The sequence below is a fragment of the Mesorhizobium sp. LNHC232B00 genome (genome assembly GCF_000502435.1).
Classification (GTDB): domain Bacteria; phylum Pseudomonadota; class Alphaproteobacteria; order Rhizobiales; family Rhizobiaceae; genus Mesorhizobium; species Mesorhizobium opportunistum.
In genome coordinates, this window is the sequence record NZ_AYWP01000014.1 from 60,043 (window position 1) to 73,139 (window position 13,097).

At 61.7% G+C, this 13,097-nt stretch carries 14 protein-coding genes; 13 read left to right on the forward strand and 1 reads right to left on the reverse strand.

The genetic code is table 11. The features are described from left to right. Nucleotides 1–55 precede the first annotated feature (55 nt). From ccoG to X743_RS150995, 8 genes are all read left to right on the forward strand, one after another. The gene (ccoG, locus tag X743_RS151015) at nt 56–1,615 is read left to right on the forward strand and encodes a cytochrome c oxidase accessory protein CcoG (protein WP_023766612.1); all 1,560 of its coding nucleotides are present in this window, start codon (nt 56–58) and stop codon (nt 1,613–1,615) included. After that, nucleotides 1,612–2,109, forward strand: coding sequence for a FixH family protein (locus X743_RS151010; RefSeq protein WP_023766613.1), 498 nt, complete (start codon nt 1,612–1,614; stop codon nt 2,107–2,109). Before ccoG ends, X743_RS151010 begins: the two co-directional genes overlap by 4 nt. Then, nucleotides 2,106–4,394: a heavy metal translocating P-type ATPase gene (locus X743_RS151005; protein ID WP_023766614.1), complete on the forward strand. Its 2,289-nt coding sequence runs from the start codon at nt 2,106–2,108 to the stop codon at nt 4,392–4,394. The genes X743_RS151010 and X743_RS151005 overlap by 4 nt, the downstream gene beginning before the upstream one ends. Then, the gene (gene ccoS, locus X743_RS1000000173360; protein WP_245264245.1) at nt 4,391–5,140 is read left to right on the forward strand and encodes a cbb3-type cytochrome oxidase assembly protein CcoS; all 750 of its coding nucleotides are present in this window, start codon (nt 4,391–4,393) and stop codon (nt 5,138–5,140) included. Before X743_RS151005 ends, ccoS (X743_RS1000000173360) begins: the two co-directional genes overlap by 4 nt. Nucleotides 5,141–5,167: 27 nt before the next feature. Then, nucleotides 5,168–5,326 (forward strand): hypothetical protein, encoded by a 159-nt coding sequence (locus tag X743_RS1000000173365; RefSeq protein ID WP_245264251.1) that lies wholly within the window; start codon nt 5,168–5,170, stop codon nt 5,324–5,326. A gap of 155 nt (nt 5,327–5,481) precedes the next feature. Then, nucleotides 5,482–5,616 carry a cbb3-type cytochrome oxidase assembly protein CcoS gene (gene ccoS, locus X743_RS01000000169075; protein ID WP_084555547.1) on the forward strand — a complete coding sequence of 45 codons (135 nt, stop codon included), beginning with the start codon at nt 5,482–5,484 and terminating at the stop codon, nt 5,614–5,616. Nucleotides 5,617–6,034: 418 nt separating this feature from the next. Next, nucleotides 6,035–7,216 carry a 5-demethoxyubiquinol-8 5-hydroxylase UbiM gene (gene ubiM / locus X743_RS151000; RefSeq protein WP_023766616.1) on the forward strand — a complete coding sequence of 394 codons (1,182 nt, stop codon included), beginning with the start codon at nt 6,035–6,037 and terminating at the stop codon, nt 7,214–7,216. A 293-nt stretch (nt 7,217–7,509) separates the two neighbouring features. After that, nucleotides 7,510–9,420 (forward strand): bifunctional diguanylate cyclase/phosphodiesterase, encoded by a 1,911-nt coding sequence (locus X743_RS150995; RefSeq protein WP_023694859.1) that lies wholly within the window; start codon nt 7,510–7,512, stop codon nt 9,418–9,420. A 94-nt stretch (nt 9,421–9,514) separates the two neighbouring features. On the opposite strand, the gene X743_RS150990 is transcribed toward X743_RS150995, so the two are convergent. Beyond that, nucleotides 9,515–9,796, reverse strand: coding sequence for a DUF2285 domain-containing protein (locus tag X743_RS150990; RefSeq protein WP_081731037.1), 282 nt, complete (start codon nt 9,794–9,796; stop codon nt 9,515–9,517). 104 nt (nt 9,797–9,900) lie between these two features. Here X743_RS150990 and X743_RS150985 point away from each other — a divergent pair, with 104 nt between their 5' ends. The 5 genes from X743_RS150985 to X743_RS150970 all read left to right on the forward strand — a co-directional run bounded on the left by X743_RS150985 (nt 9,901) and on the right by X743_RS150970 (nt 13,054). Continuing rightward, entirely contained in the window at nt 9,901–10,134 is a 234-nt protein-coding gene (locus tag X743_RS150985; protein WP_023735803.1) for a helix-turn-helix transcriptional regulator, read from the forward strand. Nucleotides 10,135–10,671: 537 nt separating this feature from the next. Further along, nucleotides 10,672–11,634 carry a zincin-like metallopeptidase domain-containing protein gene (locus tag X743_RS150980; protein ID WP_023766617.1) on the forward strand — a complete coding sequence of 321 codons (963 nt, stop codon included), beginning with the start codon at nt 10,672–10,674 and terminating at the stop codon, nt 11,632–11,634. Further along, nucleotides 11,631–11,825: a hypothetical protein gene (locus X743_RS1000000172125; protein WP_155930546.1), complete on the forward strand. Its 195-nt coding sequence runs from the start codon at nt 11,631–11,633 to the stop codon at nt 11,823–11,825. The genes X743_RS150980 and X743_RS1000000172125 overlap by 4 nt, the downstream gene beginning before the upstream one ends. 157 nt (nt 11,826–11,982) lie before the next feature. Beyond that, nucleotides 11,983–12,228: a hypothetical protein gene (locus X743_RS1000000172130; protein WP_156934444.1), complete on the forward strand. Its 246-nt coding sequence runs from the start codon at nt 11,983–11,985 to the stop codon at nt 12,226–12,228. A gap of 502 nt (nt 12,229–12,730) precedes the next feature. Then, complete coding sequence (locus X743_RS150970) at nt 12,731–13,054, forward strand: DUF736 domain-containing protein (RefSeq protein ID WP_023762782.1); 324 nt, start codon at nt 12,731–12,733, stop codon at nt 13,052–13,054. Nucleotides 13,055–13,097 lie beyond the last annotated feature (43 nt).

The window sequence follows — 13,097 nt, forward strand, 5'->3', positions numbered from 1 at the left end:
CCAGAACCGATGAGTCGGTTTCCGGCGAAATCGTCGCTGGTGACTGGAGCTTCTCGTGCTTGATAACACGCAAATAGAAAGGATCGAACCCACGCCGGCCAACTCCGCCAAGGTGCGACAGCCGATGTATGCCGCGCGCAAGAAGATCTTCCCGAAGCGGGCCTCGGGCAGCTTTCGCCAGTTCAAATGGCTGGTGATGGCGGTCACGCTTGGTATTTATTATCTAACGCCGTGGCTGCGCTGGGACCGTGGCCCGTTTGCCCCCGACCAGGCAGTGCTGCTCGATGTCGCCAACAGGCGTTTCTACTTCTTCTTCATCGAGATATGGCCGCAAGAATTCTACTATGTGGCAGGCCTTCTGGTCATGGCTGGCGTCGGTCTTTTCCTGATCACGTCGACTGTCGGTCGTGCCTGGTGCGGCTACGCATGCCCGCAGACAGTATGGGTCGATCTGTTCCTGGTCGTCGAGCGGGCCATCGAGGGCGACCGGAATGCACGCATCAAGCTCGATGCCGCTTCCTGGAGCCCCCGCAAGCTCGCACTGCGGGTATCGAAACACGCCATCTGGCTGATCATAGGTGCGGCGACCGGCGGCGCCTGGATCTTCTATTTCGCCGATGCGCCGACCCTGCTCGGCGAACTCTTCACTGGCACGGCGGCTCCTGTCGCCTACATCACCGTCGCCGTGCTGACGGCGACGACCTACACGTTCGGCGGGCTGATGCGCGAGCAGGTCTGCACGTATATGTGCCCGTGGCCGCGCATCCAGGCAGCCATGCTCGACGAAAGTTCGCTCACCGTCACCTACAATGACTGGCGCGGCGAACCGCGTTCGCGTCATGCGAAGAAGGTGCAAGCTGCAGGGCAGTCCGTCGGCGACTGCGTCGACTGCAATGCCTGCGTCGCTGTCTGCCCGATGGGGATCGACATTCGCGATGGCCAGCAGCTCGAATGCATCACCTGTGCGCTCTGCATCGACGCCTGCGACGGTGTCATGGACAAGCTCGGCAAGGAGCGTGGGCTGATCTCCTACGCGACGCTCTCCGACTACAACGCCAACATGATGCTGGCGACTGCAGGCGGGTCCAGCTCAGTCAATCCGGCGCTGGTCAGGACGGATGACGGCCTGTTTTCGGACAGAGTGGCGCATTTCCACATCCGCAAGATCTTTCGGCCACGCACCTATGTCTACATGGCTATGTGGTCGCTGATCGGCCTGGGCCTCCTCTACTCGCTGCTGACGCGCGACCGGCTCGAAATCAATGTCCTGCACGACCGCAACCCGCAATTCGTGACGCTGTCCGACGGCTCCATCCGCAATGGCTATACCGTCAAGCTGCTGAACATGATCCCCGAACCAAGAACGGTCATCGTCACCATAGCAGGCTTGCCAGGCGCAGAGATGAGCATCGTTGGTGTCGACCTCCCCGCCGGTCGCTCTTTTGCGATCCAGGTCGAACCCGACCGGCTCAAGATGTTGAAGGTTTTCGTGCGCCTGCCTGCTGCTCAGATCCATGGCGAAGCGCAGACCTTCACCTTTCAGGTCGAGGACAAAGCGAGTTTCGAGTCGAACGAATACACCGCCACCTTCAACGCGCCGGAGATCGCCAGATGAGCGCCACCACGCGAAAATCCCGCGAATTCACCGGCAGGCACATGTTGGCGATTATCCTTGCCTTCTTCGGGGTGGTCATCGCGGTCAATCTGACGATGGCGACGCTTGCCAACACGAGCTGGACCGGTCTGGTCGTCGAAAACACCTATGTGGCGAGCCAGGAATTCAACAGGAAGGCCGAGCAAGGACGCGTGCAGGCAGCCCTCGGCTGGACTGGCAAGTTGACCATCGCATGGGGCGAAGTCCGCTACAGCCTCACCGACGCCGCCGGCAAGCAGGTTCCCTTGCATCGCGTCAAGGTGCTGTTCCGCCATCCCGCTTACGAAAAAGAGGATGAATCCATCAAGCTCGCCCTCGCCTCGGGCCAGGAATTCGCCGCCCTGCACACGCCGAAGGATGGTGTCTGGATCGTCGAAGTCGATGCCGATGCCGGCCTGAAGGAACCTTATCGCGACGTGCGCAGGATCATGATTTCCCATGGAGCGTTGAAATGAGCTGCTGTGCGCCGGGCGCCGAAATGGCGCTGGATCTGGTCGGCGCCAGCTCGGTCCTGCCATCCGGCCAGGAAATCAGGCTGGCGAGCCGATCTCTTGGCGATGATCTTCGTCAAACCGACCTTTCCGTACCGACTGTTCACTGCGGCGCCTGCATCCAGACCATAGAGACGGCGCTGGGGAAACTCGATCACGTCGAGGCCGCTCGCGTCAACCTGTCAACTAAGCGCGTATCGATCCGGTGGCGCGGGGACGAGGTTCCACCGTTCGTCACCGTGTTGGAGCAGCTAGGTTATCAGGCTCACCTGTTCGCAGCCGAGATCGATGCAAAGGACAAGACGCTGTCGGAGCTCATCCGCGCCGTCGCTGTTGCGGGCTTTGCGGCGGGTAACATCATGCTGCTTTCGGTCTCGGTCTGGTCCGGGGCCGAAGGCGCGACACGCGACCTGTTCCACTGGGTCTCAGCGCTGATTGCCATCCCCGCGCTCGCGTTTGCCGGCGGCATCTTCTTCCGCTCGGCCTGGAATGCGTTGCGCCACAGTCGCATGAACATGGACGTGCCGATCGCGGTGGGGGTCTCGCTCGCTTACGCAATGAGCCTCTATGAGACGATCAACCATGGCGATCACGCCTATTTCGACGCGTCGGTGTCGCTGCTGTTCTTCCTGTTGATCGGCAGGACGCTGGATCACGTCATGCGGGAGCGCGCCCGCACCGCCGTGAAGGGCCTGTCGCAGCTGGCCGCGCGTGGCGCCATGGTGCTGCGCGCCGACGGCGCGCGCGACTACCTGCCGGTTGGCGAGATCGAACCGGGAATGCTCCTGCTGATCGCGGCAGGCGATAGGATACCCGTCGACGGCGAGATCATCCAAGGGGCGTCGGATCTCGACTGCTCGCTGGTTTCCGGCGAGAGCAACCCCCGAAGCGTAACGCCAGGCGAACCCGTGCAGGCTGGCGTGCTCAACCTTACCGGCTCGCTGACGATCAAGGCGACAGCCGCCGCGAAGGATTCGTTCCTGGCGGAAATGGTTCGGATGATGGAAGCTGCCGAGGGCGGCCGGGCACATTATCGCCGGATCGCCGATCGCGTTTCAGCGCTTTATGCCCCGGTGGTTCATCTTACCGCCTTCGTGACGTTCCTCGGCTGGATGGCGGCGACTGGCGACTGGCATCGGGCGATGACCATCGCCATTGCCGTTCTCATCATCACATGCCCATGCGCGCTCGGCCTCGCCGTGCCGATCGTTCAGGTGGTCGCCGCGCGGCGCCTGTTCGAGAACGGCATCATGGTCAAGGACGGTTCGGCCATGGAGCGCCTGGCGACGATCGATGCCGCGGTGTTCGACAAGACCGGAACGCTCACGCTCGGAAAGCCCCGGCTCGTCAATGCATCGTCGATCGATCCGGCCATGCTGGCCATTGCAGCCGACATGGCAGCGCATTCGCGCCACCCGTTTTCAAAGGCCATAGCCGGCTTTGCCGCGCCTGGCAGCCAGCACAAATTCGATGCGGTGACCGAGCACCCGGGTTTCGGGATCGAAGCCACAGCCGCCGGAAACATCTGGCGGCTGGGTCGACGCGGATGGGCTGGGTGGAAAGCCCGCACCGGCGGCGAAGGCCGACATGGCTATGGCGGGACGGTTCTGACGAAAGACGGGATCATCGTCGCGACCTTCGATTTCGAGGATGCGCCGCGTGCCGACGCCAGGGCAGCGATCAAGCGATTGAAGGATGCCGGGGTGTCGGTGCGGATGCTGTCGGGGGATACGGCGGCCGCCTGCGGCGAAGTCTCGAAAATGCTGGGTATCGACGACTTTGTTCCGTGCCTGCTGCCGTCGGGCAAGGTTGAACGCATCGAGAGCCTGGCGAGAAACGGGCACAAGGTTTTGATGGTTGGCGACGGGCTCAATGACACGCCGGCGCTGAGCGCTGCGCATGTCTCGATCGCACCCGCCACGGCCGCCGACATTGGCCGCAATAGAGCCGACTTCGTTTTTCTGCGCGAAAGCCTCTTGGCGATCCCGCTGGCGCTGGACGTGTCGCGCAAGGCGGGAAGCCTGATCCGACAGAACATAACAATTGCTATCGTTTACAATGCTGTGGCGGTGCCGATCGCCATTCTGGGCCATGTTACGCCTCTCATCGCGGCGGTCGCGATGTCTGCCTCGTCATTGCTTGTGGTTGGAAATGCCATGCGTCTGCAAGGCCTCGCAACGAGTGCGTCGTCCGCAATTGCGCGGCAGGACAGGCCCGCGCGGGCCGGTGCCTTGGCCAAATCGTCATGACGACGCTCGTCTACCTCATCCCCGTAGCCCTATTCCTTGGGGCACTCGGCCTGTCCGGCTTCCTTTGGGCGTTGAGAAGCGGCCAGTACGAGGATCTCGATGGCGCGGCGGAGCGCATTCTCATCGACAGCGACGACGGCACGGAGAATACCACTCGCTCCAAGTGCCCCAGATCAAAGCGCCGCGGGTCGGGATGCCCTATCGTCGTCCTAGGAAAAATCAGGAGGGTGAGGATGCAAGCCGAATCCATAATGACAAAGCCAGTCATCACGACGGATGCGAACGCAACGATCGCCGAAGCGGTCGAGCTCATGCTTTCAAACAAAGTCAGCTGCCTGCCGGTAACGAACAGCGACGGCACCCTGGTTGGCATTGTAAGCAAAAGCGACTTCTTGCGCCGAGAGGAACTCGGAACCCAGCGTGTGCGTCCGCGCTGGCTGGAGCTTGATCTTGGCCCGGGCACAACCGCCAATGACTATGTGCGCTCGAATGGACGGATCATCCATCAGGTGATGACCACACACGTCATCTCGGCGCCTCCTGGCGCCTCGATTGCAGATGTTGTCGACCTGATGATGCAACACCGCATCAACAATGTTCCGATTGTCGATCGGGAAAGGGTCGTCGGCATCATCACGCAAACTGATTTGCTGCTTGTCCTGATCCGCGCCATGCCGAAACAGGGAACCAATCCACCCGATGACGACCTGATCCGCAAGGCTATTCTTGCCGAACTGCAGCCATAAACCTGGAGCGGTGGTGACTTGATCGATGTGAGGGTCAGCGACGGCCTTGTCGAACTGAAGGGGGCGATTGTCGACGAGCGTCAGCGGAAGGCAACGATCGTTGCGGCTGAGAAGGTTGCCGGCGTCGGGCAAGTCAAGGACGGCCTCCTCCTCAGTACGGATCCGTTCTCGGTGATGGTTTCGTAGTTGCGAAAAAGCGGGGACGCAAAGCAGAGTCCTATTGGGTTCTGCTCTCTCCCCATACCCTTCGACACGAGGCCGTCGGCGAGTTCCTTCGGCGGATAGCGCCCGCCATGGTTGGCGAGCACGCTGTCGGCAGCAAGACGCCCGTCCTGACGGAAATGCGATGGCCGCTGCCCTTTTCTTGGTGGGGCTTGGACCGGGGCTTCCTGTGGATCTTGAAGAGCGGCCAATACGAAGATCTCGACGGCTCCGCCGAGCGGATCCTTATCGATCGGGAAGATCCGCGAGGCTGAACCGGTTGGCGGCGCCAACGACTGTGCGGATGCTGGTCGTCAGTGGACCGAATCTTTGCTGGCGATTGCCCGCGTCATGACGATATCGGCGCGCGTGCGAAGAACGGATCAGCCACAATGCGTTGCCGAACCTTTGGCCAGGAGGGGCACGCGATTGGGAAGCCGACCATTCAGAATGCCCAGACATGCAGACGTTTTCACGGCAATCGACCACTCGACCGTGAACCCGCCGCTGCCGGGTTTGTCGAGCCTGGTTGATTCAGATCAGCGTTATCTCTTCATCGGCATGGTTTCATTGACCAGGCTTCCAACGGAGAACGCATGTCTATCGAGTTGGGGAGATGAGCGGCAAACCGTGGGTGATTGCGATGCTTCAAGAGCGCTTCGTATCGAAGATAGCCGCTATGGCGGCACGCTGATGGCCGGCTATGTCGACAAATTCGACATCATTGTCGTCGGAGCTGGGCCGGTCGGACTTGCCTTCGCAGCATCGCTCGCCTGGAGCCGACTCAAGGTGGCAGTGGTTGAACGGCAGTCGCTCGACAGCCTGGCGAATCCGGCTTTCGACGGTCGCGAGATCGCGCTGACCCACGCATCAGTGAGAATCCTTCGCGAGCTCGGCGCCTGGGATGCCATCCCCGCATCGGACAAATCACCGCTTCATGGCGCGCGCGTGCTCAACGGATCCAGCCCTTTCGCCCTGAGCTTCGATGCTCCCAGCGGATCTGGGGAACCACTCGGATTTCTGGTCCCAAATTGTCGGATCCGCGATGCCCTGTTCAAAATTGTCCACTTCCAGGATCATGCCCGGCTCCTGTGCGGCAACTCGGTCGTCAATGCAACAAATAGCGAAGACGAGGCGGTCATAACGCTTTCTGATGGCAGGCAATTGGCCGCTCGGCTGCTCGTAGCAGCGGATTCGCGTTTGTCCCCGATGCGCGACCTGCTCGGCATTGGCGCCAACATCCATCCGCTTGGCCACTCCATGCTGATTTGCCGAGTGAGGCACGAGCGCGTCCATCACCAGATCGCGGTCGAATGGTTCGACCACCATCAGACCATAGCGATGTTGCCGCTCATGGAAGGCGTGTCGTCGCTGCTTCTGACTTTGCGCTCAAGCGAGGCCGACAGACTGTCTGCTCTCGATGACGAATTGTTCCGCATGGAATTGATGAACAGGTGTCGAGGACGCCTCGGGCAGATGACCCTGGCAAGCACCCGCCATGCCTATCCGCTGGTCACGACCTGGGCGCACAAGTTCTCGGCTCCGAGTGCGGCACTGATCGGCGATGCTGCCATCGGCATGCACCCGGTGACCGCGCATGGCTTTAACATCGGCCTCAGCGGCCAGAAGCAACTCGCTCATAAAATACTGACAGCATGTCGCGCCCGCCGCGACATTGCCGATCCCGACATGCTCGGCAGATACGAAAGCCGGCTGCGGCTGTCGGCGGGGCCGCTCTATCATGCCACCAACATGCTTGTCGGTCTCTACTCAAGCGAGCACCCGGCGGCACGGCTTGCAAGACATGCTGCGCTCCGCTTTGCCCAACATCTTCCCTTTGTCCGCCATGGCATTTCGGCCATGCTCAGGCGGTGAATCGCACAGAGCGCTGCCGCTCTGGAACGCTGTCTCGGCGAGGCTTCCTTGTCTTGCTGGCGCGCGTCGTCGCGGGCACGGCTGCTTCCTGGTGACGTTGCCGATCATGGCATGATTCGGATCAAGGCACGCGCGCGGGCGAAGCCTTGATGATTCGGCAATGCTAAGCCAAAGGTGTGACCCGCAGCATGGTGAGCGCACTGGTTACCCTCGCTGGGTAGTTAACCCGTCCTTCAGTGGGCTTGCATAGGTTTGGTCCTCGCGAACAACGACGCAAGCAAGCTGGTCCATTCATGGCACCCCTAAAGGAAGAAGAATCGCTGGAGGCCAAAATCCGTCAGGATCAGCTTGCTGACCTGAGGGCCGGGCTCTTCGTGTCGATGCCGATAAGCGCGATCCTGTCAGGCCTGATTTGCGCGGTGCAGGCCCTTTCTGGCGGCGGCTTTGCCGCTGCAAGCTGGTTCCTGGTCGTCAATGCGCTAAATGCCGCCCGGCTTGCACTCGCCCGTTTTCAGCTAAAGGAAACGGGGCGCCATCAGGATTTGCTTGGCGTTTTGCCGCGCCTTCGCATGTTTGGCGTCCTTGCCCTTCTGGCAGGGTTTGCCTGGTCCTTCCCGGCCGTGCTGACTGTTGGATACACAACACCACAAGCACCGATGCATCTGGTCATACTGGCGGGCATTTCAGCTGGTGCGGTTACATATGGCAGTTCGTATGCCGCGGCGGCGACCAGCTTCATCACACCTCCACTCCTCATCACGGTGGCGTGCCTTTTGGCGAAAGGCAATTTTGAACGCTACATTCTGGCTTTCACCGTTCTGCTCTTCATGGGCGGCTTGGTCCGAGCTTCGTTTGTTGGGCAGGCGCGCTTCCGCGAAGCAAGCCGCCTGAGACATGAGGCAGAGCGATTTGCGTCGGAAATGGAGCGCAACTCCAGGGAGGACCATCTGACCGCCCTTCTCAACAGGCGGGGCCTTGAACACGCCATCGGTCGGTTCAAGACCGCGGATGGCCCCTTCGTGGCAATGCTGATTGATCTGGACGGCTTCAAATCTGTCAACGACACCTACGGTCACAGGACCGGTGATGAACTGCTTGTCATGATCGCCCGCCGCATAGAGCAGGAAGCACCCGAAGGCTCAACGCTCGCTCGTATCGGCGGCGATGAATTCGTGCTGGTTTTTCCCTCAACGAGAGCTTCGCTTTCTGCCAGTGATCTCGCCTCCAATATCATAGCCAAAATTGCTCGCCCCTATATCGAGGTCGCGTCCGTTCGGGTCGGGGCATCGATAGGGATATACTTGGCGCAGACGCCGAGCCTGACTGAAATGTTGTTGCGGGCGGATATCGCCCTGTATACGGCCAAGCGCCATGGCAGGAACGAATTTTGCCTGTTCGATGCCGAACTCGACAGGGAACTGCAACGTCGCCAGTCGATCGAACGGGATCTTCATTCGGCGATAAAGACGGGAAGATTGCAACCTTGGTTCCAGCCGATCGTGAAACTCGAAACCGAGACCGTGGTCGGTTTTGAAGCCTTGCTGAGATGGTCCCATCCGACGCATGGTGCCATCTCTCCACCCGAAATCATCACGGCCGCACGCGAAACCGGAATGCTTCAGCTGCTGACGCAAACCGTATTCGCCGACTGTTGTGCTTTTATCGACGGCTTGGTGAAAGCTGACTGTCGTGACATTCGTGTGGCGATGAATGTTTCCCCTCGCGAACTGGAAGCCGGCGATATCGACGACATGGTTCTGGATGGTCTGGCGGCAAGAGGCCTGCCTGCGACGATGTTCGAAATCGAGATTACCGAAGAATCGCCGGTGGACCCGGACAGAGTGGATGAAAAGCTCGGACGGCTTTCACATGCCGGTATTTCCATCGCGCTCGATGACTTCGGCACCGGCTTTTCTACCTTGGCATCTCTCAAGGACCGTCGGATACGCAAGGTGAAAATAGACCAGGGCTTCATTCGCGGCCTGGCCAAGTCCCGAGAGGACCGACTGCTTGTCAAATCGGTCATCGAACTCGGTGACATGCTCGGGATCGAGGTCATGGCCGAGGGCGTCGAAACAGAGGCGGATCGGCAAACCCTGCACAAGCTTGGCTGCCGAACCGCTCAAGGCTTCCTCTTCTCCAAGGCTGTGCCTTTGATGCAAGCACTGGAAGTGGCAGTCAAACAGCACGCGAACCAGTTGTGACCGCTCCCGCCGCGCCGGCCGTCGCGGCCGTGCGCTGCCGAATTTGGCTACAGAGACTTGCCTGCTCGAAACACGTGGCAGTGGGCGTTGTGCATCAGCCGGCGAACAGTTCCTTGTAGCCGGTCGTCACCATCCAGTTCGCACGGTCGATATGGCTGCGAAGAGCTTTGCGGGCGCGGACCGGGTCAATGGACGGGTCGATGCCGAGAATGCGCTCGGCCATCTCCTTTTCGCTGGCATTGTCGGCGCAGGCATCCAGGATCCGCAGGTAGATTGTGAAATGCTCCCTGTCGTAGCTCGTGAGGTTCTCCGACCAGGGGACTTCATCGCTCAAAGTTGAGCTTCGAGTCTCATCTGTTCCCATTGGTCCATTCATGCCTGCGAACCTCGCCTGTGAGCGCACGCAGCATATCCCAAAATGGGATAATCCGAAACCGGGATTAGTCGCTGATCCGGTCTTTACCCGACCGGTTCGCCTCCATGCCCAAATCCCTTCGATCGCCCCGCCACCAGCGGTTTCTGGCCCAGCTGGTTTCGCTGCGCAAGGCCAAAGGCCTGACCCAGGAGCAGCTGGCTGACAAGCTTGGTCGTCCCCAATCCTTCGTGGCCAAGTACGAGGGCGCAGAGCGGCGTCTCGACGTCATCGAGTTTCTCGACATAACTGCGGCCATTGACGCTGATCCGTGCGAGATTCTGTCCAGCCTCCGGTCCTAGCGGGCGCGCCGCATCTATCATGATCCGGACAGGAATATTGTCTAGGACAATGCCTCAATTTGTTGAAAGGCGAGCGCTGGTTTTCGGAGGAAGCCGCGCGCACGGCGGCGGTGCCTTTGGGTTCTCGACGTAACTGCGCCGCCTGACCATGTGCGAAAAAACTTGGCGCGCGCCCGCGCGCCTGACGACGCGCACCAGGTGCTCGTGAACCGAGCCCGCTTTTCTTCGGCAAGCTCAGGCGGTCTCGGCCATTCGGCTTCGCCCCTTGGCGTGGGCAGCCCTTCGGGCTGTGACGGCCGCCGCCCTTGCGGGCGGCGCGGTTTGTCTGTTGGCCTTTCCCGGTGGCGCGGGGGGGGCGGCACTCCCTTCTAGACCCGCTGCGGCAGCCCGCAACCCTTCGCGTGCCGCTCAGGGTCCTCCTCTTCGTTCCGGTCCTTCGGATGCGGTCCGCCTACTGGGCGGGCCCTTCCGGTCGCGACTCGCCGCCCACCCCGCTTCCGGGGAAAGGCGCGGCGATTGGTGAGCGGAGGATAACACATGCGTGCAAACAGCAAGCGTACCACCAGCGGAGAGGCTGGCGCAGGCAAGGGCAGGCGCCCGGGCGCCAGCCTCTATCAGGAGATCACCGACCGCATCATTGCCGAGCTGGAGCGCGGTACCGTGCCATGGGTCAAGCCATGGGGCAGCGCAAAAGCAGGCCTCGGCCTGCCGAGGAATGCGTCCACGGGGCGCAGCTATTCCGGCATCAATATCCTCATCCTGTGGGGCGCCGTCATCGAGCGCAGCTATCCCAGCCAGAATTGGCTGACCTTCCGGCAGGCGCTTGCCCTGGGCGGCAATGTCAGGAAAGGCGAGCGCGGCACGACCATCGTGCATGCCGACCGCTTTGTCCCCAAGGACGAGAAGGAGCGCGCACGCCACGAGGGCGATGCACCACAGGCCGTGCCTTTTCTGAAGCGCTTTACCGTCTTTAATGTCGCGCAGTGCGACAATCTTCCGGAACACCTCCATGCCCCCGCCGAGCCGCTGCCTCAGTGCGAGATCGCGCCGCAGGCCGAAACGCTGATTCGCGCCAGTGGTGCGGATTTCAGGGTCGGCGGCGATCGCGCTTTCTACATGCCGGGCAGCGACCACATTCAGGTGCCGCCGCAGCCGGCGTTCCATCAGCAGATCGACTATTACCGGACCTGCTTTCACGAGCTTGGCCACTGGACCGGCCACCCGACGCGGCTTGCTCGCGACCTCTCCGGCTCCTTCGGCTCCAAGGCTTACGCGCGTGAAGAATTGGTCGCCGAAATCACTGCCGCCTTCGTCTGCAGCAATCTCGGCATCGAGCCGACCGTGCGTCACGCCGATTACATCGGCTCATGGCTGAAGGTGCTGCGCGAGGACAACCGCGCCATTTTCCGTGCCGCCAGCCTCGCTTCGAAGGCCGCCGATTTCCTGCTTGGCCTTCAGGCCGATGCGGAAGGCGAGGCGCAAGAAGGGACTGCGGCATGACGATGCCCGATGCTCAACTGGCCACGACCGAGCCGACGCCGGATAGCGAGGAGATGCCCATTCCCGACGGCGCCCGGGACTCACCCGCCCCGATGCAGAACTATGCCGATCTGCATCGCCAAGGTGCGCCCCGGGTCGCAGCGCGCAGCCAACGAGACGGTGACTGCCATCCTTGCCGGCTGCAAGGCTGACGCCGCATTCGGCAAATGCGGCACAAGCTATTGGCCTGCCCGGTGGTGGCCAGCGGCAATCGCGACCCCTTGCTGCCGCCGGCATGTTCGCGCGCAAGGTGGGCGCTCGGCGACGATAATCTCGTGCGCGTCGTGGGCATATGGTGGCAACCGGACGATGCCTTTCGATCGCTTGCGCGACGAGGAAATCGCCGATTCGATGCTCACCGAGATCGGCGGCAAGAACATCGAGAAGCCGCCTCAGCTTGAGGCCTGGCTGCCGCGCTGGGTGAAATTCCCGGCCGAAAGCTACACCAGCCGCGAGGCCTTCCTATTCGCCGATCTGTGCGCAAGGAAGCAGTCGCTGTTCGTGGCGAATAGTCGATCAGGGCCCGAGCGGCGTTTTCTCGAGTACTGCCGCTGAGGACGCGCGCGCCGCTCCGGGCCGCGCCGGCTCCGATTGATCGTCTTGCCGAGCCAGTGCCGCGTGCGATAAATTCCAACGCCAATTCGCCCCCATTTGGGCAGCCCCGCACCGGCCCGCATTGCTTGCTGAGGCGCCAGGCGCATGGCGCCAATTGTACATCCGATTACCGAGAGAGCCTGCGCCGCCGGCCCCCTGCATAGTGCCGCCTGCTTATTGTGCCCCCGATCGCGCACCCTCTCGCCATTGTGTCTCAGGGACCATTCCCCTGCGCCTGGCTTGACGACCTATGGGCGGATCCGGCCCGCCCGAAACCCTCGCCGGCAGCTTTTTTCCCCGCCGCCTGCGGCGGCTTCCTCGCGCCGCTTCGCTTCAAAAAAACTCCCCGCTCGGGTCCTCCGCTATCGCTGCGGCCGTGCCGGTTCCGGCGATCCGGACGCGCCCATCACGGTCCGCCATCGCAGGGGAATGGTCCCCTGCGAGCACCAAGAGGAGACTGAAAATGACCGCAATCGGATACGTCACCAAACAGGAAAACGGCGGCTACAAGGGCCAGCTCAAGACGCTCAGCGTCCGCGCCGACATCGACATCGTGCCCAATCAGGCAAAGAGCGCCGACACCCATCCCGACTTCCGGGTGCTGACGCAAGGGGTCGAAGTGGGTGCGGCCTGGATCCGCACCGGCGAGACCTCCGGCAAGGACTATGTGAGCCTGTCGATTGCGGCCCCCGAGTTTGGCCCGCGCAAGCTCTACGCCAATCTGGGCCGCGCCGCCGGCCAGGATGACGACGACACTTACGCCATCATCTGGAACCCGGTCGACTGACCGGCCGACCCGCAAAGCCCTGCGCCGCCAACCGGCGCAGGGC

Bases quoted from the DNA above. Each gene is read 5' to 3' on its own strand.
- X743_RS151010 (WP_023766613.1), top strand. From the start codon at position 1,612: ATGAGCGCCACCACGCGAAAATCCCGCGAATTCACCGGCAGGCACATG.
- X743_RS151005 (WP_023766614.1), top strand. From the start codon at position 2,106: ATGAGCTGCTGTGCGCCGGGCGCCGAAATGGCGCTGGATCTGGTCGGC.
- ccoS (WP_245264245.1), top strand. From the start codon at position 4,391: ATGACGACGCTCGTCTACCTCATCCCCGTAGCCCTATTCCTTGGGGCA.
- ccoS (WP_084555547.1), top strand. From the start codon at position 5,482: ATGCGATGGCCGCTGCCCTTTTCTTGGTGGGGCTTGGACCGGGGCTTC.
- ubiM (WP_023766616.1), top strand. From the start codon at position 6,035: ATGGCCGGCTATGTCGACAAATTCGACATCATTGTCGTCGGAGCTGGG.
- X743_RS150995 (WP_023694859.1), top strand. From the start codon at position 7,510: ATGGCACCCCTAAAGGAAGAAGAATCGCTGGAGGCCAAAATCCGTCAG.
- X743_RS150990 (WP_081731037.1), bottom strand. From the start codon at position 9,796: ATGAATGGACCAATGGGAACAGATGAGACTCGAAGCTCAACTTTGAGC.
- X743_RS150985 (WP_023735803.1), top strand. From the start codon at position 9,901: ATGCCCAAATCCCTTCGATCGCCCCGCCACCAGCGGTTTCTGGCCCAG.
- X743_RS150980 (WP_023766617.1), top strand. From the start codon at position 10,672: ATGCGTGCAAACAGCAAGCGTACCACCAGCGGAGAGGCTGGCGCAGGC.
- X743_RS1000000172125 (WP_155930546.1), top strand. From the start codon at position 11,631: ATGACGATGCCCGATGCTCAACTGGCCACGACCGAGCCGACGCCGGAT.
- X743_RS1000000172130 (WP_156934444.1), top strand. From the start codon at position 11,983: ATGCCTTTCGATCGCTTGCGCGACGAGGAAATCGCCGATTCGATGCTC.
- X743_RS150970 (WP_023762782.1), top strand. From the start codon at position 12,731: ATGACCGCAATCGGATACGTCACCAAACAGGAAAACGGCGGCTACAAG.